Here is a 25,464-nt window from a genome sequence, read left to right as displayed (position 1 = left end):
CTTTATTTATTAATTTAGAAAATGCGCAATGAATTTTATGTGAAGATCACAAGATTATGAGCTAAATCTAAAAACCAACATAATCAGCAACTTCATTAGTTCGTTTGTTTTGTTTTAATGAGTTTGGACACATCATAGCCATAATATTTTGCTGTTTGCAAATAGGAGTTATATGTCGCCTGATCAATTTGAGGACTACGAGAAAGAATCCATAAATAGTCTGTGCTTGGTCCGCCCACTAAAGCGACTTGATAATCTGGATCAACTCTTAACACCCAATAATCACCTTTGGTAAAAGGAATCCATCGGAGGCCAGAAGGTAAAAAGCTTACTTCTAATTTACTGTTACCTTCATTTTGCGGATAAGCTACACCTTCAGATGAAATCACTTCGCCTTTTTTAGTCGTACAACTATTTAAAACGCCCACTGTTTTATCTGCGTTAATCGAATAAGTTGCCGTGGTATTGGCTACACAATTACGCTGAAAAAACATAGGTAAATGGGCAATTTCATACCACTTACCTACGTATTGATTAATATCTATAGAATCAACAGCCACTGGGTTAGTCGTTAGACCTGCATAAGTACTCAAAGAGGCTGCTAGACTAACTACGGCCAGACCACTGCTCATCACCAGTGATTTAAATAATAATTTCATCATTACCCTCTTCTATTTATTTCATATGTTTAAACATACGCCAGAGGGTTGTGAACAAAGTGTGAATTTTAAAAATTAAGAAGTGCTATTAAATCGTTAATTTAGAGTCTTTGATGTATTTAAAACTGGAAAAACAAGCTCAAAACACACGCCCTTGAGCGTGTTATAAACACGGTATGAGCCATGATGTAAATCCATAATTGAAGCGACAATCGATAAACCTAATCCACCTGTCTGACTCTCATCAGTTCGGCTTGAGTGGCATTGGTAGAATCTTTCAAAAAGATACTCAAGTTGATGTTCAGCAATTGAAACCGCACCCGTTACCACAGTCAGACTCACCCATTGCCTATGTTCAATCATCTTATTTTTAGTTGCGATATAAATAGTCCGCCCTTTACCACCGTGAACCAGCGCATTTAACACAAGGTTATAAACGGCTCTTTGAAATAGCTCTGGATCTGCAAATAACTTTTGAGCTTCTAAATTAAAACTAAAATAACAGTCTTGTTCTTCAGCTTGATATTCAAAAATCTGGCATAGCCCTTCTAAAACGACTTGTATATTTATTTCTTGTTTGTTTACAAGAACCATTTTCTGATCGGCTCTTGCCAAGAAAAGCATGCTATCAATCATGCGTTTTAATCTGTGGTAGTCGTCTAAATGGGACACTAACAAATCTTCATATTGTTCAACCGAACGTTCGCCAGTTAAAGCAATCTCGGTTTGCCCAATCAGATTATTTAAAGGCGTGCGGAACTCATGAGCGATATCTTCAGAAAAACGGTTGAGCTGCGTATAGCCCTTTTCGATACGCTCAAGCATATGGTTTATATCTTTAGAAAGCAGCTCAACTTCTAAAGATGAATTTGGGAGGTTTAATCGTTTCTGTAGCTGATTTACGTTAATAGAATGAGTTTGCTTGCGAAGCTGTTGCAGCGACTTTAAACCTAAATGACACACTAAAATACAAAGTACAAAAATTGCAAACACGCCCCCGACCACATACATCAAAAGACTTTCTTGAAAAGGTAAAAGAATATTGATGCGTTCCGACCATTGTTTACCTGCAATAAGCAAATAGGGCTCGTTATTAATTTTTATGGTTTTCCACGCAATTCGTGTTGGATATGAATTGTTGGCTAAATCTTGAAATTGAAGACTGTTGCGCTGTGCAAGCTCTGGTAAATGAATATGGAGCGGATTGATATTAATTAGAGTTTTGTCTTTATGAATGAGTAAAAACAAGTTGTCTTGGTTGCCAAGCATGTTTTGATACAGCTTAGGCCGCGCAATGATTTGCTCTACATTTTCGCTATCTTGCAGCAAAATTTCCAAACGGTTAATTCTGTCTGCTAAAGCTTTATCTTGCTGCTTTAATAAAATCTGGTTAATGCCTAAATAGGTCATAAAGCCGACGGAACATAAAATTAAGGCAGAACAAAGCGTGACCAATAATGTAATACGGACTTCAAGCGAACGTAGAAATTTAAAGTTCATAAGCTAACCGATATTTTATAGCCCAAACCACGTATGGTATGAATGAGTTTTAACTCATAGCCTTCATCAATTTTGCTTCGTAAACGGCGTACAGCGACATCAATAAAATTGGTATCGGTGTCAAAGTTAATATTCCAAACTTCGGAACCAATTTGTCTACGCGTCACAATTTGCTCTTTGTTAAGTAACAGATAACGCAACAAATTAAATTCGGTTTTGCTCAGCTCAATTAAGTTTCCATTACGCCATACTTTATGATTGACCACATCCATTTTTAAATCACTAATAGCTAGCTCGTTTTCTTGCAGATATTGCTGTCGTCTTAACAGACTTTTAATACGTGCCAACAGTTCAATATAGGAAAAAGGTTTAGCCAAGTAGTCATCTGCACCTAACTCTAACCCTTTCACTCTATCCATGACCTGATCTTTTGCCGTTAAGAAAATCACCGGAATTTTTGAAAACTGACGTAGTACTTGTAATACGCTCCAGCCGTCTATGTCCGGCAACATCACATCAAGAATAAGCAAGTCATATTGATCTCTCTTTAGCATTTCCAAACCTTGAAGCCCTAGGTGAACACACTCCGCTTGATATCCAGATTCTTTTAATCCTTTGACCAAATAAGTGGCAATCTTGATCTCGTCTTCAATAATAAGGATACGCATTTTGTAGAGACTCATTTGAAAGATGACAACTTTGTAATGTGATTGTCACGCTTGAAGTTAAGCAATTTGTTTAAGATTTTCAAAGCGACATAGAGGCAATCATTATGAAAGAATTGAACTGGCTGATGTTAGCAGTCGTGCTATTCGGTAATAGTACTTTTGCACAGCCCCCTGCTTTGAATCAAGTTTATTCATTAGATCTAAAAACTGCCCACCTGCTAGCCGACAGTGCAAAAGAGGCATGCAAAAAATTAAATCAAAACATTGCTGTCGTTGTTGTAGATCGTGGCGGTAATCCTTTAACTGCCGAACGGCATGAGCTGGTGGGTCCGCATAATTTAATGGCTGCCGAGAAAAAAGCCTATACCGCTTTATCGACCAAAACATCGACCTTAGTTTTAAGCCAAAACAGTAACCAAAACCCCGATGCAAAAAATTTAACAACCGTAGCAAATTTACTTTTGTTAGGCGGTGGCGTACCTGTTCGCTTTGAGAACCAAGTAATCGGAGCGATTGGAGTCGCGGGTGCTGGCGGCGCACAAAATGACAATCAATGCGCAAGTAAAGCCATTGAAACCGTTTTTCATTCATAAGGAGCTTCAACATGCCTAAATCATTTATTGCTTTATCTTCGTTATTTATTGCTTCGGCTACATTTGCACAAACTAATCCGCTAAGTGTGCATGTGTTAAATCTAGAGACGGGTTTGCCCTCTTCTCAGGTTGAAGTCGTTTTAGAGAAAAACACCAATAACCAGTGGGTTAAACTCAACCAGCAAGTGACCGATTCAAATGGTCGTATCACTGCACTCTATCCAGAAAATAAAAAATTAGAGCAAGGGGTTTATAAAGTTACTTTTAAAACTGAAGACTGGTTTAAAAAGAATAAACAACAAACTTTTTTTGCCGAGGTTCCTGTAATTTTTAAAGTCGATGGAAGCGTAAATCACTACCATATTCCTTTATTACTCAGCCCTTACGGTTACTCAACCTATCGAGGCAACTAAAATAAAAAACCCCTTTATCTGTTGTACACAAATAAAGGGGTTGGTTAAAAGCGATATGTTTTACGAACAAACACCATTGCTAATCACCGATTTTTTGTTTGAATCCAACGCTACAATTGAAGAAGAAACCGTATTAATAATTTGAGTCATTGCCTCACTTGAAGCATTCACAATCGCATCCATCTTTTTAGCTTTTTGATCAATCGGCTGCTGAAAAGCAATTCGACAATTGAGCTGAGATCCTGCATTAGTGATGACTTTTGCATTGTTTGACTCTAATTGACTAGGCGGTATTTGACGCTTCACCACCCAAGACACTGCAATATTAATATAGCTTTTATCTACAATATCAAAATGAGAAAAGTCTGTAGAAACTCGATATAAAGGCTGATTATTTCCAGCAAGCCCACTGCTATAACTATCAATTGCCCCTAATTTTTGCTGCAAACCCGCCGACAAGGTATCGCGTAATTGCGTACTCATGGTTGATGTCCAGCGTTCATTGTTCAACACCGTAGACTTACCACTACTGTCTTGGAGCACCAAAGGCGCACGGTCTAAACGGTCAGGTAGTCCAACTGGTAAAACTTCAATGACTCGAATACTCGAGCTAACTGCCGGAGTAATTTTAGGGGAAATCGTATAATAGTTTGGCGTTGGCGAACTCGAACATGCCGTCATGGCAGCTGCCGTTAAAAACAGGCCGCTCCCAAGCAGCCATTTGGCTGCTTTAGGATGTTGAAAAGATAGAGTGTTTTTATTTTTCATCATCGGCCTCTGGTGTCTTACCACGAATAATTGATTCGGGATGTTGCTCAATATAATCTGCCATTAACTGTAGTGACGCTGCCGCACGTGTCATTTGCTGCAATGCTTTACGTACGTCTTGTTGTAACGGCGCATCGCTCGACAAAATAGACTCAGACGATCTTACAGTTTTACGAACATCGTCTAAAGTTGCTTGTAAACCAGGGGCAACTTTTCCATCTAACTGTTTAATCAGTTTGTCTGTAGAGGCAATGGCGGTGTTCATATTATTGAGCGTTTTACGTACATCTTGCCCAATCTCAACTAACGGGAATTTCGTTAACTTATCAGCAATCTGAGAAACTTGAGCTTGTAAGCCACTCAATTCGGTTGGTGTAGTCGGAATTACTACACGGTTATCACTCAAAATTTGTAATGTCGCTGGTTTAGCTTTAGGGAACTTATCTAGTGCAATGTAATTTTGACCCGTGAGCAGATTGCCTGTTCTCATTTGAGCACGCCAGCCATGTTCAACAAAATCTTTGAAAATTTCACTATTTGGATTAAGCGCTTGACCATTTTCAACACGTGAAGGATAGATAACCGCCTCAACACGCATACGAATCTGTTTATAGTGGTCATAAAACTCAGCATTAATTGATTTAACATTACCAATTTCAATACCCATGAAATCAATTGGCGCTCCAACAGAAAGCCCACGTAATGAATGATCAAAATACATAATCACACCACGAGGTTGTCCGTCAGGCTCTTTTAATGCTTCAGATTTTGAATCCCAAAGATTAAAGCGACTCTGATTCGCTGCCATTGTGGCATGTGAACTTTCAGGGAATCCAAATGCAATACCACCTGCGACAATACTTGCCAAAGATTGAGTATCTAAATTAAAGCCTGAAGCATTTAAGGTTACATCGATCCCGCTCGCCTGCCAAAAACGTGCATCGGTAGTGACAAACTTGTCATACGGCGCACGAATAAAAGTTTGCAGCTCTACAGATTTACCATCATTAGATAATTTATAGGCTGTAATTTGCCCTACGTTAATTCGGCGGTAATAAATCGGTGAACCGATATCCAAAGATCCCAAGTCATCGGCTGTTAAGAAAAACTCTTTACCCGGCACATCGGAAGTAATCACTGGCGGTATTTCTAGACCCGTAAATTCAAGTTTTTTCTCGGGTGACTTACCGCCATCTACTTCAATATATGAACCTGACAATAAGGTGTCTATGCCTGAAACGCCACCTGTCCCAATACGCGGTCGCACGACCCAAAATCGTGAATCTTTTGCTGCAAAGTTACTGGCGCCTTTACGTAAATCAATTCTAGCAATAACATGTGAACGATCATCTGAAAGATCAATCTGCCTTACTACACCAATATCGACCTGCTTATAACGAACTGTTGTTTTACCGGCAACCAACCCTTCAGCTGTGCGAAAAGACACATCAATGCTAGGACCATGAGACAGTAACGCCTTTATAGCCAACGAAAGCGCGATTAAAAGAGCAATTAATGGAATGAGCCAGATTAATAAAGGCTTCCATCGATTTTTCTTTTCTTGGGGTTCTGGCAAATCATTCATGTTATCCAGTTCAACTTCCGGATCACGATGATCTGAGTTACCAGTGGTTATTTCATTTTCAGACATACTCATTGTTCTTTTATTGACTGGGATTAATGGGATCATTATTCAACGGCGGATGTTCTGCCTGAATAATCTTTGGTTTTTCTGAAGCAAAAGAAGAAGGTTTATTGGTATTTTGAGATGCGTAGAAATTATCCCAAATAATACGTGGGTCAAAACTTAACGATGCAAACATGGTTAACACCACGACCGCGCCAAAAGCAATCGAACCTGGCCCTGCTAAAATGGTAGCAAGCGATTGAATCTGAATGAGTGCTGTTAATAATGCCACAACAAATACATCAATCATTGACCAACGGCCAATAAACTCAACAATTCGATATAATTTTACGCATTGCTCGGGTAAAAATTTCCAACCTGCCGATTGTTGAAGATATACCGCCACTAATAAAAAATACAAAATCAGTAGCTTCAACATGGGAATAAAAATACTGGCCATGAAAATAACCACTGAAACCAAATAGTCCCCACTTTGCCAGAAGTAAATGACCCCACTCATGATGGTATCTTGCTGACTTCCCAAAAGTGAGTCAGTCACCGTCATGGGAAGTACATTGGCCGGAATATAGAGGATGGTTGCAGCCACCACTAAAGCAAAAGTTCGATTTAAACTCGCTGGCTTACGTGAGTGCAGCACGCTATTACATCGAATACAACGTAAAACTTGAGGGCTTTGCTTGAGTCGTCTTTTCTCATTTTGAGCAGAATTTACAACACCACAGCAGTGACACACAATTAATGAAAGATCTTTGGCTCTTGGATATTGCTTAAGCACTGACCCTTGCTGCGAGCTTTGGGTTTGGGTCACATTTTTTATTGTTTTCATGGCAGTGACCTATCAATTTCATTCCATATATCACTCACCTTTATGGAAGTAATATAGACCAACAATACACTTAAGATCGCAAACGCCCATAACGCAATCTCAGGAATCACCAAGACCATTCCCATTAACTTTACAAGCGTGACCAAAATTCCGATTAAAAACACCTCAACCATTCCCCACACTCTCATAAAAAAAAGTGTGCGTAAGGCAATCACCAAAAATGTTGGTCTTTTCTTTAATACACTTACCGTACCCAGTACATAGGAAAGTAATAAAAGATAGGTAAGCGGCACAATAAAGGTAGTGATTAAGATGAGTACACCAACAAAGGCCCGATCATAGTGAAACATCACCCAAACCGCTCCAAGTAAGGTGGTTTCAGATGTGTTTCCCTGTAATTCAATTTTTACAATCGGAAAGCTATTGGCAATAACAAATACGATTAATGCCGTTAAGATCAAAGCCAATAATGTCGAAAAAGGTTTGGTGTGCCGATAGAGTTCAGCACCGCAGCATACGCAATAAGCTCTTTTTCCATAAGCAAGCGGGGTTCTACGATAGACGGTATCGCACTCCTCACAACCTGCTAATTCTTTAAGCTTCATAGTTATACTCTAAGGTTTATCGTTTTACTGTGTCACATAAAGCTCTTTTTATTACTAAGATAAATTAAAATATTAATCAATCTAAAAGCTATATCAGACAATGGAAATTTTAGAATAAAAATTACCGTAGGTGCTGTTCAATATATTGTTGAAACTGCTGAATAATATGTACAGATTGTGTGGTTGAATTGAAATAGAGACCAAAATTTAAAGGCTTAAGCTCCGGCAATACATCACTTTCTATGCGATGAATGTCTGAAGGAATCTGAAAACATGATCTCAAGCTTATACCTATACCCGCCCTTACAGCAGGCCACAATGCCTGAACAGAATTACACTCATAAGCAATATGCCAAGGCAGCCCAAACTGTTCCAGTGCTTCAATAGCCATTTGCCTTAAAATGCATGGTTGCTGCAATACCACAAGTGGTATGGAGGCTCTATTTTCAATGATTTGCAAGATATGGGGATGAGGACAGAATAACCATTTTGTCTCTACACTTTTAAGCTCATGAAAGTTTTCAATTACTGGTTTTTGCTGCCATATAAGTGCTAAATCAAGCTCTTGCTTTTGTACTTTATCAATCAAGTTAAGGTTGCGGTCAACCCGAATTTGAAACTGTACGTTTGGATGCTGCAACATAAACTGAGCGATAAGTTGCTGTAAGGTTCCTTCAGCAAAATCTTCTTGTAAACCAAAACGAATGACTCCACTCGCTTGAGTCTGATGCAGCTTTAAAAGCACTGTATCGTTCAAAGCCAACATGTTTTTTGCATGGCTCAATAACAATTCACCACTTGGGGTTAATTCTAATAAACGCCCCTGTTTTCTAAGAAGCAGGCAGCCCGTTTGTTGCTCTAGCTTTTTTAATTGCGCGCTAATTGCGGCCGGAGAGCGGCATAACTGTTGTGCTGCTAGCTGATAACTCCCAAGCTCAATTCCTTTAATGAATGCACGTAAGGCATCTAAATCAAGATTGGTCGGAAGTTTGGCATGATCATTCATAAAAACTGAACTATTACTTAGAAAAGTTTTGATTTTTTTAACTATAACAAACTGCCATATTAGCGACAACAACATCAATGTTGAGTCCTAACATGTTCAGAAAAATTGATATTAATAATTTAGAAAGTATTTCACCCAAGCTTTATGAATTCGGCAAAGACTATTTATTTGCTGATATCTGGCAAAGGCCGATGCTTGATACTCAAACACGTTGTTTTATTACAATCACCGCACTTGTTTTGCAAGGCCGCTATTCACAGCTCGAATGGCACATCAAAAATGCTCTAAATGAAGGTATTTCCAAAGAACAAATTATTGAAGTGATTACCCACCTTACTTTTTATGCAGGACTACCCACCGCTATTTCAGCCCTTGAACATATGCCAGAGGAGATATGGTCATGCCCATGATTCGTTTTACGACTAGTTATGCATATACAGATCTTGAGAAAGCTCAGATTTCGAAAATTGTCCAAACTTGTATGGAAAGTTATTTTGATACTCCTCCAAATGATTGCTTTCATTTCTTTGAGCAATTACCTCAAGGCAATGTACTTGTCGATCCTGACTATTGGGTGAAGTCTTCCCGTACCGAAAAGTTTATCCTGCTATACATCACTTCTGGCAAACCCAGAACAGCTCAGCAAAAATTAGATTTAATGCGACATGTGACTACACAGCTCCATCAAACATTTAACATTCCTGAGCAGGATGTCATGTTTGTGATTGTACAAAACAGTGCAGAAGATTGGTGCTTTGGGCATGCACAGCGTGCAGATCTTTATTTAAAAACCTTAACTTCTATAAGTTAATTGACAAATTTAAATCCGACTAAATTACTATTTTTAATACGTTAAACTCACTCAAACATAAAGCTTCGATATTAAGAAGCTTTATGTTTTTATATAAATTCAATTAAAAATATAAATATAAGCTCTACATTTTCTTTAAAATCAACCTTATTATTAAGATCAATTTAAATATATAAAATGTGCGACATATTTAACAGAAAGTTAATTTTAATTAGATTACTTATTATTCTAATCAACAAAGAGCCATCCACATAACAGTAAAAATTAAATCAACTAAATATCAATATATTAACAAAAGTTATCTTCAAAAAATCTAAATAAAGACAATTTCATCTTACAAAAAATTCTTTATATTATTGTAAGTAAATTTTACCTTACATTAAAAAAATAAAAACCAATTTAATTACTCAGAATTACCGATATACCTTGGATTGCAAGCATTTTAAACTTATTAATTTTTATAATTAAACTTAAGAAAAGCAATAAACTTGAAGGTTTGCTTAAGTAATTTTCATATAGTATTTTAAAAATGAAAAAATAAATAAATTTATATATTAAAGATAGATCTAATAATAAAAGTGAGATCAAAATGATTGAATGGTTACAAGGTGTTTTAAAACACAGCCCCGAAATATTATTGTTCTTATCACTCGCAATCGGCTTCTGGATTGGACAGTTCCAGTTTGGAAAATTTCAGTTTGGTGGAGTCGCAGGCTCCTTACTTGTAGCGGTTGTTTTAAGTCTTATTGGCATACCTGTCGATAACGGCGTTAAAGCAATTTTGTTTGCTCTCTTCATTTACGCCGTAGGGTTTGAAAGTGGCCCCCAGTTTTTTAAATCACTCGGACCACAGTCTATAAAAGAAATTTTGTTAGCAGTATTTATGGCAGTGTGTGGTTTAGTCACCGTTTTAGTCATGGCTAAAATTTTCCATCTCGATAAAGGTTTGGCGGCTGGACTCGCTGCTGGCGGCATGACTCAATCTGCGATTATTGGTACTGCCGGAGATGCCATTTCTAGACTCGATCTGCCTCTGGCTGAGATTCAAAGACTTCAAGCAAATGTCGCGATTGGCTATGCGGTGACTTACATTTTCGGTTCATTGGGCGCAATCATTGTATGTGTAAATATCTTGCCTAAATTTATGGGTAAAGAAATTCACGACGATGCTCTAAAAGCTCAAAGTGAACGACTTAAAGGTGCTTTTGAACTCGCACCGGGTCAGGAACTGGCAATGCCGGAAATTGTTGGCCGTATTTATAAAGTTAAACAAGCCAATGGACACACTATTGCGGAACTTGAAGCAAAAGAAGCAAGCATTACGATTGAACGGTTAAAACGTAAAGATCAGTTTATTGATGTTGCTCCTGAACTAACCTTACAAACAGACGATGTGGTATTGCTGGTCGGTCGCCGTGCCAGTGTCGTTTCCGTAGCCGAGCAAATCGGACCCGAATTGCAATCATCGCAGGGTATGGAAATGATTATGGATACCAGCGATGTCATCTTAAGAAATTCCAAATACATTAACCGTACCTTAGGTGATATTAAGGCCAATACTCCAGCTTATTTGAAGCATGGTATTTATGTACTTGCGATTAAACGTAACGATGAAACTCAACCTTTAAGTGATGACACCGTTTTAAAGCAAGGTGATGTCGTTACTGTCTATGGTACAAAAAGTGACCTCGATCGTTTAGTGAAAGAAGCTGGTAAAGCCTTACCTGAAAGCCTAAAAACAGACTGGATTTTTCATGGTGCAGGTCTTGTTGTTGGTTTAGTGATTGGTCTTTTTGTGATTCGTTTGGGCGATGTGCCATTAACGCTTGGCGCTGGCGGTGGTGCTTTACTATCGGGTCTTCTATTTGGTTGGATTCGTAGTCGAAATCAGGTACATGGCAATATGCCTTTAGCGGCTTCACAGCTTCTTAAAGACTTAGGTTTGGCAGGCTTTGTTGCAGCGGTTGGCTTACAATCAGGTTTACAGGCCATTCAAACCATTAAAGAAAGTGGTCTTTCACTCTTTATGATTGGAGTAGTTGTAACACTGGTTCCGTTGCTGCTTTCCATGCTGTTTGCTCGTTATGTTCTGCGTTATAGCAACGTTGCGGTAATGGCTGGAGCGCTATCTGGTTCACGCAGTGCAAACCCTGCTTTTGGTGCCATCTTAGACAAAGCAGGCAACTCAATTCCGACTGTTCCTTTCGCAATCACCTATGCCCTCGCAAATGTGTTCTTGACCTTACTCGGACCACTAATCGTAGGCTTAGCCTGATTTTATACATTGAATTAGAAATTTTATTCATCTCACTATAATTAAGGAGACGTCCCATGGGGAAAGTCGATTATTCTAAATACGCAAAACTCAGTCCGTTTGAACTGAAAGATAATTTAATAGAATTAGCTCAAAGCCGAACTGACCGCATGATGTTAAATGCTGGCCGAGGCAATCCGAACTTTCTTGCGACTATCCCACGCCGAGCATTCTTTCAACTAGGTCTGTTTTCGGCAACCGAATCCGAATTTTCATTTTCTTATATGCCAGAAGGTCTAGGCGGCTTCCCTCGCCCTGTTGGACTCCAGTCACGTTTTGACAGCTTCATTTTGGAAAACCGCGATAAACCGGGCGTTGTCTTTTTAGGTAAAGCCGTATCTTATGTACGTGACCAATTAGGCTTAGACCCAGATCTTTTTTTACTTGAAATGGTTGAAGGGATTTTAGGCTGTAACTATCCCGTACCAGACCGTATGCTTAGAGTAAGTGAAACGATTATTAAAGAGTACGTCTTACGAGAAATGGGCGTACAAGGCATGCAGAAAAGAGACTTAGATTTGTTTGCTGTTGAAGGCGGAACAGCCGCAATGGCCTATATTTTTAACTCATTAAAAGAAAATAAAATTATTAAAAATGGCGACCGCATTGCGATTGGTAGTCCTATTTTTACGCCATATCTGGAAATTCCGAAACTTAATGACTACCAACTTGAAGAAGTGCTCATTGAGGCTGATCCTAAACTCGGCTGGCAATATCCAGAATCGGAACTTAGAAAGTTAGAAGATCCATCTATTAAAGCGTTTTTCTTAGTCAACCCAAGTAACCCACCATCGGTAAAAATGAGTGATGAAGGTCTTGCGATTTTGGCGGATATTGTCAAAAAACGCCCTGATCTGATTATTTTGACTGATGACGTTTATGGTACGTTTGCCGATAACTTCAAATCACTATTTGCGATCTGTCCTGATAACACCATTTTGGTTTACTCGTTCTCTAAATACTTTGGCGCAACTGGTTGGCGACTTGGTGTCATTGCACTTTCAAATAACAATGTGCTTGATAAACAAATTGCGAACTTATCGAAAAAAGAGAAGAAAGAGCTTGAAGAGCGCTATTCATCTTTAACTACAGACCCATCAAGCATTAAGTTTATTGACCGTTTAGTTGCAGACAGCCGTAATGTTGCTCTAAACCATACCGCTGGTCTGTCTACCCCACAGCAAGTGCAAATGGTTTTATTTGCACTGTTTAATATGATGGACTCACGCCAAAGCTATAAAAAAGCAGTTAAATCTGTTGTACGTGAACGCGATGCAGCACTGTATCGACAACTTGGCGTCGAGGTTCCAACAGATCCAAATGCGGTGGACTACTACACCCTTGTTAACCTTGAAAACACATCACGTACTCTTTATGGAGATGAGTTTGCCGATTGGGTGATGAAAAATAAAAATCCGACTGAGCTATTGTTTAGAGTAGCAGATGAAACAGGTGTGGTTTTATTGCCGGGTTCTGGTTTTGGTGTGCAGCACCCTTCTGCCCGTGCGTCATTGGCTAACCTAAATGAATACCAATATGCTGCTATTGGTGACTCTTTAAGACGCTTCGCAGATGAAGCTTATGCCGAGTATTTAAAAACCAAAAAAGGAAAATAAGTACATATAAAAAGTGAGGCTCTAGCAGCCTCACTTTTTTACGACCTATTTATTCTTTATCTAGCTTTTACAAATAGTCACTCCACCATCGGCGAGTACAGCACTGCCTGTAATAAAGCTTGCATCATCACTTACTAAAAAGAGCGCCACTTTTGCAATTTCATCGGGTTCTGCTAAACGTTTCATCGCATGTATGCTTTTTACAAACTCTAGAACTTCTGGCGAAGAAGCGGCCTCTTGACCCATTGAAGTATTTGTTCCACCGGGTAAAAGTGCATTTACTCGAATGCCTGAGGTTGCATATTCTGCTGCCATCACTTTGGTTAAACCAATGAGTCCTGCTTTGCTTGCAGCATAAGCCGCCATTTGAGGAAACCCGATATGATGACCAACAAAAGATGATGTAAACAGTATTGAACCATAGCCTTGCTTTAACATGACTTTAAGTTGTTCTCTGGCTGACTGAAACGCACTGGTTAAATTACTCTGAATCACATAATTCCAATTTTCATCGGTTGTGTCGTGAGTCAGTTGATATTCTCCCAACAGACCAGCATTATTAAATGCAATATCTAACCTGCCATAATGTTGCGTAGCCATATCAATTGCTTTTTGCATGGTTGTAGGGTCATTAAGATCCCCTGCAATAAAGTGCGCAACGACTCCGTCTCGATTCAAACTATCGCAAAGCTCTTTTAAAACACGCTCACGGCGTGCAACCAGAATAACTTTCGCTCCTTCGGCTACAAATAACGACGCGGCACTTAAACCTATACCTGAACTTGCACCCGTAATAATAGCCACTTTATCTTTTAATCTGCTCATACTCACAATTCCATCTTTATTAAATTGATAGATATATTTTGAGTAACCCGAAGAAAATAGACTCTCTGATTCTTGCTGTTTTGAAAAAATTAACTCTATAAAAACAGCCTACTAAAACAATTTTAGGTTCGTGCCAGTTCTGCTTCTTTCTCTAACAATGCGCGTTTACGTTCAACACCCCAACGATACCCCGAAATAAAACCATCATTTCGAACGACACGATGACATGGAATAGCAACAGCTAACATATTTGCAGCACACGCCCCTGCAACGGCCCGAACGGCTTTAGGTGAACCTATTTTTTGGGCTATATCGGAATAACTGGCTGTCTGCCCCGCAGGAATTTCTTTCAAGGCTTGCCATACTCTTTGTTGAAATGCAGTCCCTTGAATATCTAGCGGTAAATCTAATCCGATTTGAGGCGCTTCAATAAACCCGACAATATGTGCAATCAATTGCTCAAACTCATCATTACAGCCAATCAAATCGGCTTCTGGAAATTTATCTTGTAAATCATTTAAAAGCTTTTCAGGGTCATCGCCTAGCAAAATTGCACAAATGCCTTTCTGGCTTTGGGCAACTAAAATATCTCCTAAAGAGCACGCTCCTATGGCGAAAAAAATGCGTACCCCCTTACCACCAGATTTCCATTCTTTCGCTGTCATACCTAATAGCGAATTTGAATTTTCATAGAACTGACTATTTGAATTAAAACCTGCATTAAATATTGCATCAGTCACACTAATATTTTCGTCTAGGTTTTCTCTTAGCTTTTTACTTTTATGCGCATCGGCATAGCCCTTAGGTGTTAAGCCAGTAATTTGCTTAAAAACTCGGTGAAAATGATATGCACTCATTCCTACATGATCTGCAACATCGAATAAAGACAAGTTTTCTTCATGTAGTTCGATGTATCTACATGCTTTCTCGATTTTCTCTATAAGCTTTGGATCGTGTGCATTTAAGAGTCTATTTTGTATTTTTTGGCTTGCGCGATAACCATTTTTCTCGGCTTGCGCGACGCTCTCAAAGAAAACTACATTTTCTTTTTTAGGCAGTCTTTTGGTACTTGATGGCAGACAGTACATGCCTGAGGTTTTCACGCCATAAACAAAATATGCATCAGCTTCTGCATTACGATCAACAATTGCTTGCCATCTATCTTCGTCTGTTATCCACTGATTTTTCATTTTGCTCACCTCAATTGCAATTTAATATTTAATGACTTATTTTCGCAACTTTGTTGATAAGCAAAACTCTTGGTATTGCTATTTTAATCTTTTCAACGCAAAAACATTCCAATGCAACTTTACTCCGAGCACACCCAATAAAATTAAAGCTGCACCTAAAATTTGAGTATCGGTCAGCACATGATCAAAGAAGAAATAATCAATTACTATGGTCGATATAGGATAGATAAAAGATAAGATCGCAATGTTATTTAAAGGTATTTTCTTAATTGCCGAGTACATCAAATAATAAAGAAATGCTGTGTGTAAAACCCCTAACCCAAGTACAAACAGCCATTGTTGGCCTATCGGTGGATTTGCAAAAGCCGAAATAAACGGAGTCATAACAATGGCTCCACTTAAGGTTTGTATAAGCACAATTAATAAAGGCGGCGTGTTAGTTAGTTTTTTAGTGATTAGAACCGATATTGAATACAGTGTAGTAGCTATAAGAACCATGCCTAAACCTGCTAACTCACTGGAGTTGACCGAGGCACTACCTAAACCAATAATTACAATTAGCCCAGCAAAAGCAACTAGGGTCCATAGCACATCATTTTTATTTAGCTTTTCATGAAAGACCAAAGCCCCTAAAAATAAAATCACAAACGGGTTTACGTGATAAACAATCGTAGCTAAAGAGATAGAGGTTTTAGGGAAAGCAGCAAACAGCAGAACCCAGTTAAAAATAATAAGTAAGCCCGAAGTCACCATTAAAAATAGTTCTTTTTTGCCAAAATATACTTTTTTAAAATGACCATAAAACAAACAGATGGGTATTAAGCATAAGGCTGATATAAGGCAGCGGAAAAATACGATGTTTATTGGTGATTGACCTGATTTAATCACAAATAGGCCAATACTCCCTGAAAGCAGCATGGCTACGACCATTTCAAGTGTGCCGACTTTTGTTTTTAACTTGTGTTCATCCACAGCTTTCTCCAATAGTTTTATATCGTTAATTAATTGACTTATTTATATTTATCTAGTCGACTAAAGTTTCTTCAAATATGCCTTTGAATCTCAATAGAAATAAAAACCCAGTCTATTTGAATAAACTAGGTTTTTAATAACTTAAGCCCAAAAGTCTAATTTCTTGTAAAATATACTGAATTGAGCGTTGTTACTAATGTTCATACACTCTTATTTTTCTAAACCAATTTGCTTCATGAATGCTTGGTTATCCCAAAATAAATATTCTTCATCCATCGTGCCATTCTTCCAATGACCTACCGTCACCATTTTAAATTTAAATGCTTTGCCCGTAGGTGGAATAGTTTTGCCGTTACCAATTGGCATAGGTTGACTAAAATTACCTTCTATCTCACCAACAACACTTGTCCACTCTCCAGAAGCGATGCGTATAGGGTGTGTTTTGATTTTGGTATTAGGTGCAAAAACGAACATTTTTTTTAGTTCAACAATATGGTCTGGAATTCCAACCGTCGTACTTCCATCTGGGTAATGCACGCGAATATTAACAGCATGACTTTCTTTCAAACGATCCCATTTTTGATTGCTATAAACATCAAAATCTAAGGTATCAAATTTAATGAGATGTTCCTTACCAATACGTTCTGCTTCTCTATATTGAGCTAGCTCTTTTGCATCTTTTTTTGACAATACCGAATCTGCTTGACTGGCAGTAGTGCCCAATGTCATGACTAGGCCTAAAGCGATATGTGTAAATACACCTAATTTTTTCATCATATATTTTCCTGGCAGCAATTTGAGTGGATTTGTAGTTAAACAATTTTCACACTCTTTTAATTATCAATTTATTATTTACAAGCTTTACCAAACCTATTTATTAATGAATGGATAGCTTTTAGAGTATGCTTGGGATGATTTATGCAGTCAAATACATAAAAACTTGTAGGCCATCTAAAGAGTGAAATGAAAAAATAATTTAATGTTTAAAAGCTTTTATCAAATAATTCAATTAGATGATTGCTTTTTATTTAAGCTCATTTTTTAGATTTAAATAAACCCATTATGAACTTAAAGTGAAAAAACCACTAAAAATAAAGCCTTCTGCTCTATATTATTCAATATATTTTAAGTATTAATTAAAAATCAAATATCTAACCATTTTACAAATGTACTGTAAAAAGGATATATGAGGTTATATCCTTTTCAATCTGACAGGAGCTATGAATGATGTCTAAGTATATGTACTAAATGCTTATAATCCTTGCTACAAGCTTCTTCTATAACTATATTAATGTCACTTTTAGACCAATTCTGTTTGGACGCAGCAAAAATAAAGACTGCTAATAAAACAAACTGATGTTCTCCAAAGCGAAAATAAACATTATTAACCTTTTTCGATGGTTTAAATAAATTCATAGCGGTGTTACATACATCATTCAAGATTAATAAAATAATTTAATTATTTATTATATAGTTAATGCAAAATTCAGTATAAAACATATTATCTATGATATTTTTTAATTAAAATTTAGGCACCCTTATATTTATAATTATAAATCAATAAGTTAGTTACAATTAATTAGACAAACTTCATAAGTATTAACTTTATTTAATATTTTTAATATATCAACAAAGTTAATTAACTCTCTATTTAATACTTAGTTTCAAGGTCTTAAGTAAAATATGGACATGAGTTGGTAAACAGATCAACTTTGTTGTCATAGCCTGATGAAGAAAAATTGCCCATCTATACATTTTAAAAAACTGATAATTCAGGGATGCATATAAAAAATGGTTGTACAGCGAACGATGTGCCAAATGAAGCAAAAATCTCTAAAATTTCATAAATCTTATTAAATTAAACATTACATTTTTATAGATTAGATCATAATCCAAGATATGCGATTAAATACATACAGTTCTGTCTTCCTTTTGTCTAAATTTCAACCATATCGACTAGTCTAACAGTCCTTCTATCAACTAAAATACCAAGCTTAATTCTTCAACAAAATGCAATAAACCCTTATGAATGCACAAATAAAATTAAAAAAACCATCAAAACGAGAAATTATTCTAAGAACAGCAACTCAGCTCTTTATTCAGGAAAGTTATATTGCTGTCGGTATAGACCGAATTATTGCTGAATCTGATATTGCCAAAGCGACCTTTTATAAACATTTCCCATCTAAAGAAGAACTGGTGGCCGCTTGCCTACAGGAACTAAAACTTGATATCCAGATTGCGGTAGAAGAGCAAATATCTACACGATCAGTTCCTTTAGAAAAATTAGAACAACTCTATATGTGGTATATCAATTGGGTAAATCAAAATGGTGCCAGAGGATGCCCATTTCATAAAGCACGAATGGATGTAGGAAGCTTATATCCAACTATTCATGTCGTGCTAGATGAATATCGAAATTGGTTATTTGACACTACCAGTTCTATTTTTAAAGAATTAGAAATAAAGGATCCTATAACGCTCACTCATTTATTCCTCTCTCTCCTCGATGGCTTGATTAATGCGTCTGTTTGCGAAGAAAATCCAATTGAACCAGAGAAAACGTGGAACTATATCAATACATTAATTGAGCTAGAGACAATCTAACTGGAAATCTAACCCAATATTTTCTAAAGAATTGAATTTAAGTGAAAACTTAATCTCATAAATATAAAATTTAATTTATTCAGCTATTTAATATGAAAATTAATTTTGACGTTAAATTTGTTTCTGGTTTAGTAGGATCATTAAATATTCAAGTGATACCTATGGACCTCGATAGAAATGAAAATTGTATCGACTCTATAGTTGTTGATGAAATTGCTTTTTCACTCGTTGAAAATTTATTTAACCGAGATAAAGAAAAGTTTTTTCATTGGGGAAATACTTTTATAGACTCTGAAAATATCAAAGAAATTATAAAAGATTTGTATAAGCTTCATTCATTTATAAATCAGTTAGATAAATACGATAAGACGTTAAAGCTCATTTTCGAAAAAGAAACAAAATGGTTTGCAAATCACTTCAATTTTTTTAAACCACAAGCTCTCAACATGATCATAGAAATTACCAAATTTCTTGAAAGAGTCGAAAACAAATATGATGGCATTACCGTAATAGGTATTTAGCAACCCAAGCTCAATAGCTTGGGCGGCAATGAGTTCTTAGATTACCCTCATCAAATAGTAATCTAACAACTTAGTTTGTTCTTCAATTTTATCTGAAATTAAAAGCCTCAAAATTGCTCCATCTATCATAAATACCAACAACTCAGCTTCTGTATATGAAGCCATTTTTTTAGTTCCTGCTATAAGGCAGAAAATCTCATTTTTTAGCCAACGTCTATAACGCACAGCACTTTGGTAAGCATGAGGATAAAGTAATTTAGTTTCAAAAACCGCTTTAAACAGTAGGTAATAAGCGCTATTTAAGTCGGCATGTAAAAGATAAATTTGTCTGAGTTTATTAGTCAAAGTGGAATATTGGGTTGTTTCTAGTACCTCTCTTACTTTTTCCATGAGCGTTTCTTTTTGCAGTAACAGGCATATTTCAATAAGGCCTGCTTTTGAGTGAAAATAGTTGTAAAGCGTACCTTTTGCAATTTTGGTTTCTTTAGCAATCAGGTCTACGCCTACATTATGGAACCCATGTATCGTCATAAGTTGAATGGTAGTTTGAATTACATGTAGTTTTTTGGAAGATGTTTCTAAATTTCGCATAGTTTTACCGCTTAAAATAATTTTTTGTTGTATAAAAAAAGAGATATAAATACCTTCACTCTTAAAATGAGTGCTAAATACAGGCATAAGAAAGCCGCACAATAATGGTGTGCTCGCCTATCTCGGTTTTATTGTGGCTATGATTTTTGGTCGTAACGATTTTTAAGGCGTAGAAAACCTAGAGTCGATTAAACCGTTTTATAGACTTTTTAAGCGGTATGGGCAGAGAGAATTTGGCAAAGGCCAATAAATGAGATGAATTGATATACATATGCATGGTAAATCCTTTGTTTGAAAAAGTTCTACCAAATCACTGTCAAATGATGGTGGCAGAACGAAAGAGGGTTGACAGACTGGAAACAAAGGAACCAGCACACCCGAAGGTGTCCCCCTTCCGTCCTACCGTAAAGAAAGGGGACGAGCGGGTACACGACATATAAAAGAAAATTCTATATATCGCCCTTTGTTTTCTAGCCTGTCAAAGCTAACTGGCAATGTGGCCAGCAGGCAAAGGATAGTGCTCTACCCTATTACAGTCAAGCATACAAAATGACATTTGTTTTAATTTAGAGCATTAAAAAAGTAAGCTAAATAATTAAAATTTATTGTTAAATTGGGGTTTATAAAGTAATGATCTGTACGGGAATCTAAAAACTACCAGCAAGGAGATACTCAGTCTAAAATTTAAACAATATAAAATAGATCATTTAAAGCCAGATTAGATAACGCCTTATTGTTATCTTTGAAAGTTAGTCTATTAACAAATATGATTTCTTTATTAATTACCGAATATAGATGGGATCTTCTTCAACAAAAAAGATCTCACCCGAAGAAGGTAAAATCCATTGATAAGTTCCTTCTATTTTCTTCATTTTTTCTTTAAAAATATCATATATCGCTATAAGGTTATGTTTTTCATCATATTCTCCTATATAACCACGATCCTTTTCTTCATGAAACTCTCTAAACATTTTATGGACTTTAACAGCTCTACGTTCCATAACCGTTCTCCTTTTTTATTATCAATAAAATTATTATGATCTCTTTTTATTTTAAATTCAAAAAAAGCTCTAAGATACATTACAGAAATACCACTTAAATATTTATTATAAATCTAATATTTATCAAACCTAAATTTTTTCATGTCATATGGTATATCTAGCCTCACACTCCACAGGCTTAAGTTTTCACTAATTATAACCGCATCAACTTCAAAAGCATCCCTTTTATTAAAACCTTTTATTTTCAAAAAATCAGAAAAACTATGAGCATTTATTTTATTAAGATATCCTACTCTTAAAGTATCAATATATACTGCTATTTTATTTGTTTCTTTTTCTAGACATATTACAGCATTTTTAAAAACAGTAACTCTATCGCCATCTTGCTCACCAACCAAAGTTATTAACTCTTCCTGATACAAAGTTACAACTATTTCATGCTCAAAAAAATTTTTATTTTCAGTAAATATTTTTCCAGCTATTTTTATAGTTTTCTCAGGCAACTCTAAATAAACTTTTGAAAAAAACTTAATTAAAAAATAAGCACCAATAACTAAAAAAACAATTACTATAATAAAAAACATTTCAAAATATTCCTCTTAATCTTAGAAATTGGCAAAAAGAATAGAAACTCTTTCTACCAATTAATATTTTAAGAAAAAATAAATTTTATAATAATATTATTTTTTCTGATTTTCATCATTTTGATTTAATTTTTCTAAATCATTCTGATCAGGACTTTTAGGAACAAACTCTTTACCATCTTGCTGCTGCTGTTGTTGCTGTTTTGATTTTTCTTGATCATTTTTAACTTGGTCATGTTGAGACATTAGAGTCTCTCCTATTTAATGATGTGCAGATGATTATCTAGCACTTACTGATAATATTCCCTTTATGCAAACTTAGATACTATACAAATGTATCTAAATGTCATCACCTTGTTTATTATTAAGATAATTAATAATTATATTTTTTCATTTTAATTTTCAACAATCTACAAAATTAATAAAATTTTAGATAAAAACTCTAAATTAAAATTCTCATGGCTATATATTTTATTTTCTTTCGGCAGAAATACTTTTTATAAAACTCGCCAACCACATAATATATTCATGTTTGCTATCTAAACTAGGCAGCAGAGTTAAATCTATTTTGATAACACGTTCTTTCATTGGTCTATTTAAGCAGTTTTCGAAATCAATATTACTATACATTAACCTTAATTGATGGATAGCAGCTTCTTTTTTTATCTCTACTAGTAGCTTATTAAGATAATCGACTCTCCCCTTATTAGTCTGATTTTTAAAACTAATATTCCTATAAACACATTCAGCAACATCAAAATATTTTTTTACTTCAGTATCCATATTATTTCTCTTTTTAAATTTAATCTAACTAAGTATGCATTATTTATCTAAAAATGTATCTTTAAGTTGTTCAAATATATTTACAAGTAAGTAGTTAAAGACTTTTACACTTCAAAACTTTTAACCTTATAATTTATATCATTAAAGAAATTAAAAACCTAAACATTTAAATACATTTTCAAAAGCAATTTATGTTCAGGGTTTCTAAAAATGAAAATATTAATTTATATGTTACATCCTGTATTTAACTAAATGGTTTTTTTACATATATATCAACACTCAAATCAATTTATAGAAATATTATGTCGATAACTAGCCTATTTCTAGAACATATCACTACATAGTGCTCTCACAACTACCGTAATGTAACTAAATTAAAGGTCTAGTATAAAGCTTCCTTACTACTATTATTAAAGAAGTCTAAAATGTCTGATTTTAAAGATTTTTCCAAAAAAGCAACTCAAGAGCAAAATAATTTCAACCCTAAATCAACTGAGGAAAAAATTGAGAAACCCGTTCAATCTCCTGAAGTTGAAAATCCTTCACCAGAAAATAACGAGAAGGAAAATAAACATTAAAATTAATTAAATACACTCTTTAATTAATATAAAAGCCCTATTTAATATAGGGCTTTTATATTAAACATTTAAAAATTCATTGATTCATTATCATTTTTCACAATTTCTTTTCACTCATCTAAAATCTATCAACTATTTTTTACAAAGATATAATATTATAATTTAATTGAATATTTTATTTCTTTTAAATCCATTTCAAAATAAATGATTATTTTTAGCAATATTTATTACTCATTTAATTTGGAAACTGAGTTAAATCCTTTAAATTAAACTCTGGCTCTATATGTGTTTGGATTAGTAAAATCAGCTCTTCATTGACTTGTCTAATCAGCAGAGCCTGTAATCGACTATCTTCAATTTCATCAAGCAACCGAATAATAATATTTCTAAGCCATTCACACTCTAATTCCTTCTCAGCATTTTTTTGAGTTAGATATTTTAAAAGTTTATCTCTTTCAATTAATTGATCACTCATACCCATACCTGCAACCTACTTTATTTTTTATATTACAATCCCAAAAAGACAAATTCATTAAATTTCATATATAGAGAAATTTAAAAAATATTTTTATATTAGTCAGTTTAGTTTCTATCATGCATGTTTAATTTTAATATTTATCAAATATAATTCAATTTTCTTTTGAGCTTCAAAAAAGTCTATTTCTTTACTAATCCAAAATGAAAAAATTTGACCATTTAAATGAAAATACTCTTTAGTATATTCGGAGAAACTATCACAATAGTGATTCTCTACTTTAAAAAAGCTTTGATTATCATGTCTTTTCTGACCATTTAGTAGGCCACCAATACAAATATCCATTTTATACCAAAAATTATTTAAAATTGACTATAACACACATACGCTTATTGTTTTAAAAGAGTTGTTATTTTTGATAATTAAACGTTAACCAAAATATTTAAAAATTTGTTATATCTAGTTAAATTTAAAAGGAATAAAAATTTATAGCATATGATTTTTAATAAATTAACTATGAATAATATTAATTTTTTAAAATATTTCTTCTTAGAGAGTGTAAATCTCTATATGCTGTAATGAACCACTTATAGAAAATTATTCCAATGGCCCAGCAGACCCTGCTACAAGAGCTAAACGCCCGAATTGAATATTACTCTACAAGAACAGACTATCCCTTACGTAGAATTTTGATTGGTTACCGGGCCTATGCAAAACTTATGCTATGCTCATCTTTCTCAGATGAAGTTATGAACTCCGCAATTGATCCAAACAAACGAAAATATAAAAATTTAAAAATCAAAGTCACCAAAGATGATAACCAACTCGATCTTGAATAATGAAAGCAAAATCTATCAATAGAACTTTGCCTCACCGACAGGACGAATTTTAAATTGTCTGTGCAACCACATTTATTGTGTTGGGGCGATTCGAATTTGATTTTCAATAATTTTATTGACGCGTTCAGCATCGTTTACTTCGCATTCACTTGGAAAGTTTTCAAGTTTAAGTGTGACTAGTCCATTGTATTGAGGATCTCGAATATCCCCAATAGAACAAATAATCAAAAATTAACTCAATCTTAGTAACGAGAATTAATTTAAATAGTATTTAAAGTCTAATTGACTGCTTTTGAACGTTTTTTTAAATTCGGTGATATATCATTAATTTGATTACATGCTGTTACTGCATGCACTAATGGAGCTAGCTTGTTTAAAAGCTCAATCAAGCTCGGCATATTATATGCAACAAAATAATCGACATTTGCTCCTACTGGGCAATATTCAATTAAATATTTGGGCAGTCTTGAACCATTTTGTAATTCATATACTTCAATTGGATTTCCCAGTATTGAATCATCTATTTGATAAACTCCATATTTTCCAAAATATCCAAGTGCAATTATAGCTTTAGATATATCATGCTCATTAAATAAAGTGAGATAAGCGGCAAGAAAATTATGCTGTTGAATCCAACCCTTTTTAAAATGATATCCCCATATTTCGTTCATTACACACCTCACCAACTTAAAAAGTAATAGTGACTTACACTATAAAACTTAGCATATCTCACTGTAATATTCAGTTGTGAGAAAGTAATATCAGATTCTCTTCTTGATCAGGTCATAGCACACTAACTGTGAGAAAAATTCTAAGTCTTGTTATTGGAATAAATAAAAACTTAAAAAAGTCTTTTCTCTTTCAATCATATGTAAAACAAAAAAGCCAATTCTTTCGAATTAGCTTAATTACAACAGACCAGCTTTACTTGAAAATTGCTTCTTGGTTTTATTGTTCGCAACAATCTTCATCTTTTCTTGTTATAGGCTTAACTTAACTTTTCATTATGACATTTCGGTTAAAAAAACAGCTTGCACCTATATAAAAACAAACTTGATACACAAAATAGTA

The 25,464-nt window shown here is 35.1% G+C and carries 30 protein-coding genes and 1 pseudogene; 10 read left to right on the top strand and 21 right to left on the bottom strand.

Annotation, left to right across the window (positions count from 1 at the left end; all coding sequences use genetic code 11):
• Positions 1-95: 95 nt before the first annotated feature.
• The 3 genes from RMA95_RS04025 to RMA95_RS04015 all read right to left on the bottom strand — a co-directional run bounded on the left by RMA95_RS04025 (position 96) and on the right by RMA95_RS04015 (position 2,827).
• Positions 96-659, bottom strand: coding sequence for a lipocalin family protein (locus tag RMA95_RS04025; protein ID WP_311069723.1), 564 nt, complete (start codon positions 657-659; stop codon positions 96-98).
• Positions 660-755: 96 nt separating this feature from the next.
• Positions 756-2,159: a heavy metal sensor histidine kinase gene (locus RMA95_RS04020; RefSeq protein ID WP_311069650.1), complete on the bottom strand. Its 1,404-nt coding sequence runs from the start codon at positions 2,157-2,159 to the stop codon at positions 756-758.
• Positions 2,156-2,827 carry a heavy metal response regulator transcription factor gene (locus RMA95_RS04015; RefSeq protein ID WP_311069649.1) on the bottom strand — a complete coding sequence of 224 codons (672 nt, stop codon included), beginning with the start codon at positions 2,825-2,827 and terminating at the stop codon, positions 2,156-2,158. Before RMA95_RS04015 ends, RMA95_RS04020 begins: the two co-directional genes overlap by 4 nt.
• A gap of 125 nt (positions 2,828-2,952) precedes the next feature.
• Here RMA95_RS04015 and RMA95_RS04010 point away from each other — a divergent pair, with 125 nt between their 5' ends.
• Both RMA95_RS04010 and uraH read left to right on the top strand, forming a co-directional pair.
• A complete protein-coding gene (locus RMA95_RS04010; RefSeq protein WP_167564335.1) occupies positions 2,953-3,420 on the top strand; it encodes a heme-binding protein in 468 nt (155 codons plus the stop codon).
• An 11-nt stretch (positions 3,421-3,431) separates the two neighbouring features.
• On the top strand, positions 3,432-3,833 hold the full coding sequence (gene uraH, locus RMA95_RS04005; RefSeq protein ID WP_005046214.1) for a hydroxyisourate hydrolase: 402 nt from the start codon (positions 3,432-3,434) through the stop codon (positions 3,831-3,833).
• Between the two features lie 60 nt (positions 3,834-3,893).
• Here the strand turns inward: uraH and RMA95_RS04000 are convergent, their stop codons facing one another.
• The 5 genes from RMA95_RS04000 to RMA95_RS03980 all read right to left on the bottom strand — a co-directional run bounded on the left by RMA95_RS04000 (position 3,894) and on the right by RMA95_RS03980 (position 8,686).
• Positions 3,894-4,601: a membrane integrity-associated transporter subunit PqiC gene (locus RMA95_RS04000; protein ID WP_199987797.1), complete on the bottom strand. Its 708-nt coding sequence runs from the start codon at positions 4,599-4,601 to the stop codon at positions 3,894-3,896.
• Entirely contained in the window at positions 4,591-6,258 is a 1,668-nt protein-coding gene (locus tag RMA95_RS03995; RefSeq protein WP_311069648.1) for an MlaD family protein, read from the bottom strand. Before RMA95_RS03995 ends, RMA95_RS04000 begins: the two co-directional genes overlap by 11 nt.
• 7 nt (positions 6,259-6,265) lie before the next feature.
• Positions 6,266-7,075, bottom strand: coding sequence for a paraquat-inducible protein A (locus tag RMA95_RS03990; RefSeq protein WP_311069647.1), 810 nt, complete (start codon positions 7,073-7,075; stop codon positions 6,266-6,268).
• The gene (locus RMA95_RS03985; RefSeq protein WP_151767877.1) at positions 7,072-7,680 is read right to left on the bottom strand and encodes a paraquat-inducible protein A; all 609 of its coding nucleotides are present in this window, start codon (positions 7,678-7,680) and stop codon (positions 7,072-7,074) included. Before RMA95_RS03985 ends, RMA95_RS03990 begins: the two co-directional genes overlap by 4 nt.
• A 121-nt stretch (positions 7,681-7,801) precedes the next feature.
• Positions 7,802-8,686 (bottom strand): LysR substrate-binding domain-containing protein, encoded by an 885-nt coding sequence (locus RMA95_RS03980; protein WP_311069646.1) that lies wholly within the window; start codon positions 8,684-8,686, stop codon positions 7,802-7,804.
• A 92-nt stretch (positions 8,687-8,778) separates the two neighbouring features.
• Here RMA95_RS03980 and RMA95_RS03975 point away from each other — a divergent pair, with 92 nt between their 5' ends.
• The 4 genes from RMA95_RS03975 to RMA95_RS03960 all read left to right on the top strand — a co-directional run bounded on the left by RMA95_RS03975 (position 8,779) and on the right by RMA95_RS03960 (position 13,427).
• Positions 8,779-9,096, top strand: coding sequence for a carboxymuconolactone decarboxylase family protein (locus RMA95_RS03975; RefSeq protein WP_311069645.1), 318 nt, complete (start codon positions 8,779-8,781; stop codon positions 9,094-9,096).
• Positions 9,087-9,497, top strand: a complete 411-nt coding sequence (locus RMA95_RS03970) for a tautomerase family protein (RefSeq protein ID WP_311069644.1) — start codon at positions 9,087-9,089, stop codon at positions 9,495-9,497. The genes RMA95_RS03975 and RMA95_RS03970 overlap by 10 nt, the downstream gene beginning before the upstream one ends.
• A 589-nt stretch (positions 9,498-10,086) precedes the next feature.
• Entirely contained in the window at positions 10,087-11,772 is a 1,686-nt protein-coding gene (gene aspT / locus RMA95_RS03965) for an aspartate-alanine antiporter (RefSeq protein ID WP_311069643.1), read from the top strand.
• A gap of 56 nt (positions 11,773-11,828) precedes the next feature.
• Positions 11,829-13,427: a bifunctional aspartate transaminase/aspartate 4-decarboxylase gene (locus RMA95_RS03960; RefSeq protein ID WP_019458396.1), complete on the top strand. Its 1,599-nt coding sequence runs from the start codon at positions 11,829-11,831 to the stop codon at positions 13,425-13,427.
• Between the two features lie 60 nt (positions 13,428-13,487).
• Here the strand turns inward: RMA95_RS03960 and RMA95_RS03955 are convergent, their stop codons facing one another.
• The 4 genes from RMA95_RS03955 to RMA95_RS03940 form a co-directional block, all read right to left on the bottom strand.
• Entirely contained in the window at positions 13,488-14,252 is a 765-nt protein-coding gene (locus tag RMA95_RS03955; protein ID WP_311069642.1) for an SDR family oxidoreductase, read from the bottom strand.
• A 122-nt stretch (positions 14,253-14,374) separates the two neighbouring features.
• Positions 14,375-15,442: a bifunctional DNA-binding transcriptional regulator/O6-methylguanine-DNA methyltransferase Ada gene (gene ada, locus RMA95_RS03950; protein ID WP_311069641.1), complete on the bottom strand. Its 1,068-nt coding sequence runs from the start codon at positions 15,440-15,442 to the stop codon at positions 14,375-14,377.
• A gap of 78 nt (positions 15,443-15,520) precedes the next feature.
• Entirely contained in the window at positions 15,521-16,414 is an 894-nt protein-coding gene (locus tag RMA95_RS03945) for a DMT family transporter (RefSeq protein ID WP_311069640.1), read from the bottom strand.
• A gap of 210 nt (positions 16,415-16,624) precedes the next feature.
• Positions 16,625-17,191 (bottom strand): ester cyclase, encoded by a 567-nt coding sequence (locus RMA95_RS03940; RefSeq protein WP_263614097.1) that lies wholly within the window; start codon positions 17,189-17,191, stop codon positions 16,625-16,627.
• A gap of 1,248 nt (positions 17,192-18,439) precedes the next feature.
• Between RMA95_RS03940 and RMA95_RS03935 the strand changes: the two genes are divergently transcribed.
• The gene (locus RMA95_RS03935) at positions 18,440-19,021 is read left to right on the top strand and encodes a TetR/AcrR family transcriptional regulator (protein ID WP_311069639.1); all 582 of its coding nucleotides are present in this window, start codon (positions 18,440-18,442) and stop codon (positions 19,019-19,021) included.
• A 92-nt stretch (positions 19,022-19,113) separates the two neighbouring features.
• Entirely contained in the window at positions 19,114-19,542 is a 429-nt protein-coding gene (locus RMA95_RS03930; RefSeq protein ID WP_077169368.1) for a hypothetical protein, read from the top strand.
• Positions 19,543-19,578: 36 nt separating this feature from the next.
• On the opposite strand, the gene RMA95_RS03925 is transcribed toward RMA95_RS03930, so the two are convergent.
• From RMA95_RS03925 to RMA95_RS03905, 5 genes are all read right to left on the bottom strand, one after another.
• The gene (locus RMA95_RS03925; protein WP_151750317.1) at positions 19,579-20,133 is read right to left on the bottom strand and encodes a TetR/AcrR family transcriptional regulator; all 555 of its coding nucleotides are present in this window, start codon (positions 20,131-20,133) and stop codon (positions 19,579-19,581) included.
• Between the two features lie 782 nt (positions 20,134-20,915).
• Positions 20,916-21,104, bottom strand: coding sequence for a hypothetical protein (locus RMA95_RS03920; RefSeq protein ID WP_200002496.1), 189 nt, complete (start codon positions 21,102-21,104; stop codon positions 20,916-20,918).
• 143 nt (positions 21,105-21,247) lie between these two features.
• The gene (locus tag RMA95_RS03915) at positions 21,248-21,718 is read right to left on the bottom strand and encodes a hypothetical protein (RefSeq protein ID WP_068936264.1); all 471 of its coding nucleotides are present in this window, start codon (positions 21,716-21,718) and stop codon (positions 21,248-21,250) included.
• Between the two features lie 96 nt (positions 21,719-21,814).
• A complete protein-coding gene (locus RMA95_RS03910) occupies positions 21,815-21,964 on the bottom strand; it encodes a hypothetical protein (RefSeq protein WP_200002508.1) in 150 nt (49 codons plus the stop codon).
• Between the two features lie 225 nt (positions 21,965-22,189).
• Positions 22,190-22,501 (bottom strand): hypothetical protein, encoded by a 312-nt coding sequence (locus RMA95_RS03905; RefSeq protein ID WP_311069638.1) that lies wholly within the window; start codon positions 22,499-22,501, stop codon positions 22,190-22,192.
• A gap of 425 nt (positions 22,502-22,926) precedes the next feature.
• Between RMA95_RS03905 and RMA95_RS03900 the strand changes: the two genes are divergently transcribed.
• Positions 22,927-23,079 (top strand): hypothetical protein, encoded by a 153-nt coding sequence (locus RMA95_RS03900; protein WP_171493767.1) that lies wholly within the window; start codon positions 22,927-22,929, stop codon positions 23,077-23,079.
• 235 nt (positions 23,080-23,314) lie between these two features.
• Here RMA95_RS03900 and RMA95_RS03895 read toward each other — a convergent pair whose 3' ends face one another.
• Positions 23,315-23,554 carry a hypothetical protein gene (locus RMA95_RS03895; protein WP_025469103.1) on the bottom strand — a complete coding sequence of 80 codons (240 nt, stop codon included), beginning with the start codon at positions 23,552-23,554 and terminating at the stop codon, positions 23,315-23,317.
• A gap of 117 nt (positions 23,555-23,671) precedes the next feature.
• Positions 23,672-23,899 (bottom strand): hypothetical protein, encoded by a 228-nt coding sequence (locus RMA95_RS03890; protein WP_151750472.1) that lies wholly within the window; start codon positions 23,897-23,899, stop codon positions 23,672-23,674.
• 260 nt (positions 23,900-24,159) lie between these two features.
• Between RMA95_RS03890 and RMA95_RS03885 the strand changes: the two genes are divergently transcribed.
• On the top strand, positions 24,160-24,393 hold the full coding sequence (locus RMA95_RS03885; RefSeq protein WP_311069637.1) for a hypothetical protein: 234 nt from the start codon (positions 24,160-24,162) through the stop codon (positions 24,391-24,393).
• A gap of 72 nt (positions 24,394-24,465) precedes the next feature.
• Here the strand turns inward: RMA95_RS03885 and RMA95_RS03880 are convergent.
• A pseudogene (locus RMA95_RS03880) lies at positions 24,466-24,603 on the bottom strand (lauroyl acyltransferase); the annotation flags it as partial.
• A 68-nt stretch (positions 24,604-24,671) separates the two neighbouring features.
• Positions 24,672-25,064, bottom strand: a complete 393-nt coding sequence (locus RMA95_RS03875; RefSeq protein ID WP_049064551.1) for a hypothetical protein — start codon at positions 25,062-25,064, stop codon at positions 24,672-24,674.
• Positions 25,065-25,464: the final 400 nt, after the last annotated feature.

Origin of the sequence: Acinetobacter sp. V110_1 (assembly GCF_031798975.1) — a bacterium.
Taxonomy (GTDB): domain Bacteria; phylum Pseudomonadota; class Gammaproteobacteria; order Pseudomonadales; family Moraxellaceae; genus Acinetobacter; species Acinetobacter nosocomialis_A.
This window is presented reverse-complemented; position numbering and strand designations above follow the sequence as displayed.

Excerpts from the sequence above, each read along its gene's own strand:
- RMA95_RS04010 (WP_167564335.1), top strand. The coding sequence starts at position 2,953 with ATGTTAGCAGTCGTGCTATTCGGTAATAGTACTTTTGCACAGCCCCCT.
- RMA95_RS03875 (WP_049064551.1), bottom strand. The coding sequence starts at position 25,064 with ATGAACGAAATATGGGGATATCATTTTAAAAAGGGTTGGATTCAACAG.
- RMA95_RS03915 (WP_068936264.1), bottom strand. The coding sequence starts at position 21,718 with ATGTTTTTTATTATAGTAATTGTTTTTTTAGTTATTGGTGCTTATTTT.
- RMA95_RS03975 (WP_311069645.1), top strand. The coding sequence starts at position 8,779 with ATGTTCAGAAAAATTGATATTAATAATTTAGAAAGTATTTCACCCAAG.
- RMA95_RS03925 (WP_151750317.1), bottom strand. The coding sequence starts at position 20,133 with ATGCGAAATTTAGAAACATCTTCCAAAAAACTACATGTAATTCAAACT.
- RMA95_RS03970 (WP_311069644.1), top strand. The coding sequence starts at position 9,087 with ATGCCCATGATTCGTTTTACGACTAGTTATGCATATACAGATCTTGAG.
- RMA95_RS03930 (WP_077169368.1), top strand. The coding sequence starts at position 19,114 with ATGAAAATTAATTTTGACGTTAAATTTGTTTCTGGTTTAGTAGGATCA.
- RMA95_RS03890 (WP_151750472.1), bottom strand. The coding sequence starts at position 23,899 with ATGGATATTTGTATTGGTGGCCTACTAAATGGTCAGAAAAGACATGAT.
- uraH (WP_005046214.1), top strand. The coding sequence starts at position 3,432 with ATGCCTAAATCATTTATTGCTTTATCTTCGTTATTTATTGCTTCGGCT.
- RMA95_RS03905 (WP_311069638.1), bottom strand. The coding sequence starts at position 22,501 with ATGGATACTGAAGTAAAAAAATATTTTGATGTTGCTGAATGTGTTTAT.
- RMA95_RS03960 (WP_019458396.1), top strand. The coding sequence starts at position 11,829 with ATGGGGAAAGTCGATTATTCTAAATACGCAAAACTCAGTCCGTTTGAA.
- ada (WP_311069641.1), bottom strand. The coding sequence starts at position 15,442 with ATGAAAAATCAGTGGATAACAGACGAAGATAGATGGCAAGCAATTGTT.
- RMA95_RS04025 (WP_311069723.1), bottom strand. The coding sequence starts at position 659 with ATGAAATTATTATTTAAATCACTGGTGATGAGCAGTGGTCTGGCCGTA.
- RMA95_RS04015 (WP_311069649.1), bottom strand. The coding sequence starts at position 2,827 with ATGCGTATCCTTATTATTGAAGACGAGATCAAGATTGCCACTTATTTG.
- RMA95_RS03940 (WP_263614097.1), bottom strand. The coding sequence starts at position 17,191 with ATGATGAAAAAATTAGGTGTATTTACACATATCGCTTTAGGCCTAGTC.
- RMA95_RS03900 (WP_171493767.1), top strand. The coding sequence starts at position 22,927 with ATGTCTGATTTTAAAGATTTTTCCAAAAAAGCAACTCAAGAGCAAAAT.
- RMA95_RS03990 (WP_311069647.1), bottom strand. The coding sequence starts at position 7,075 with ATGAAAACAATAAAAAATGTGACCCAAACCCAAAGCTCGCAGCAAGGG.
- RMA95_RS03935 (WP_311069639.1), top strand. The coding sequence starts at position 18,440 with ATGAATGCACAAATAAAATTAAAAAAACCATCAAAACGAGAAATTATT.
- RMA95_RS04020 (WP_311069650.1), bottom strand. The coding sequence starts at position 2,159 with ATGAACTTTAAATTTCTACGTTCGCTTGAAGTCCGTATTACATTATTG.
- RMA95_RS03955 (WP_311069642.1), bottom strand. The coding sequence starts at position 14,252 with ATGAGCAGATTAAAAGATAAAGTGGCTATTATTACGGGTGCAAGTTCA.
- aspT (WP_311069643.1), top strand. The coding sequence starts at position 10,087 with ATGATTGAATGGTTACAAGGTGTTTTAAAACACAGCCCCGAAATATTA.
- RMA95_RS04000 (WP_199987797.1), bottom strand. The coding sequence starts at position 4,601 with ATGAAAAATAAAAACACTCTATCTTTTCAACATCCTAAAGCAGCCAAA.
- RMA95_RS03995 (WP_311069648.1), bottom strand. The coding sequence starts at position 6,258 with ATGAGTATGTCTGAAAATGAAATAACCACTGGTAACTCAGATCATCGT.
- RMA95_RS03895 (WP_025469103.1), bottom strand. The coding sequence starts at position 23,554 with ATGAGTGATCAATTAATTGAAAGAGATAAACTTTTAAAATATCTAACT.
- RMA95_RS03985 (WP_151767877.1), bottom strand. The coding sequence starts at position 7,680 with ATGAAGCTTAAAGAATTAGCAGGTTGTGAGGAGTGCGATACCGTCTAT.
- RMA95_RS03980 (WP_311069646.1), bottom strand. The coding sequence starts at position 8,686 with ATGAATGATCATGCCAAACTTCCGACCAATCTTGATTTAGATGCCTTA.
- RMA95_RS03910 (WP_200002508.1), bottom strand. The coding sequence starts at position 21,964 with ATGTCTCAACATGACCAAGTTAAAAATGATCAAGAAAAATCAAAACAG.
- RMA95_RS03920 (WP_200002496.1), bottom strand. The coding sequence starts at position 21,104 with ATGTTTAGAGAGTTTCATGAAGAAAAGGATCGTGGTTATATAGGAGAA.
- RMA95_RS03885 (WP_311069637.1), top strand. The coding sequence starts at position 24,160 with ATGGCCCAGCAGACCCTGCTACAAGAGCTAAACGCCCGAATTGAATAT.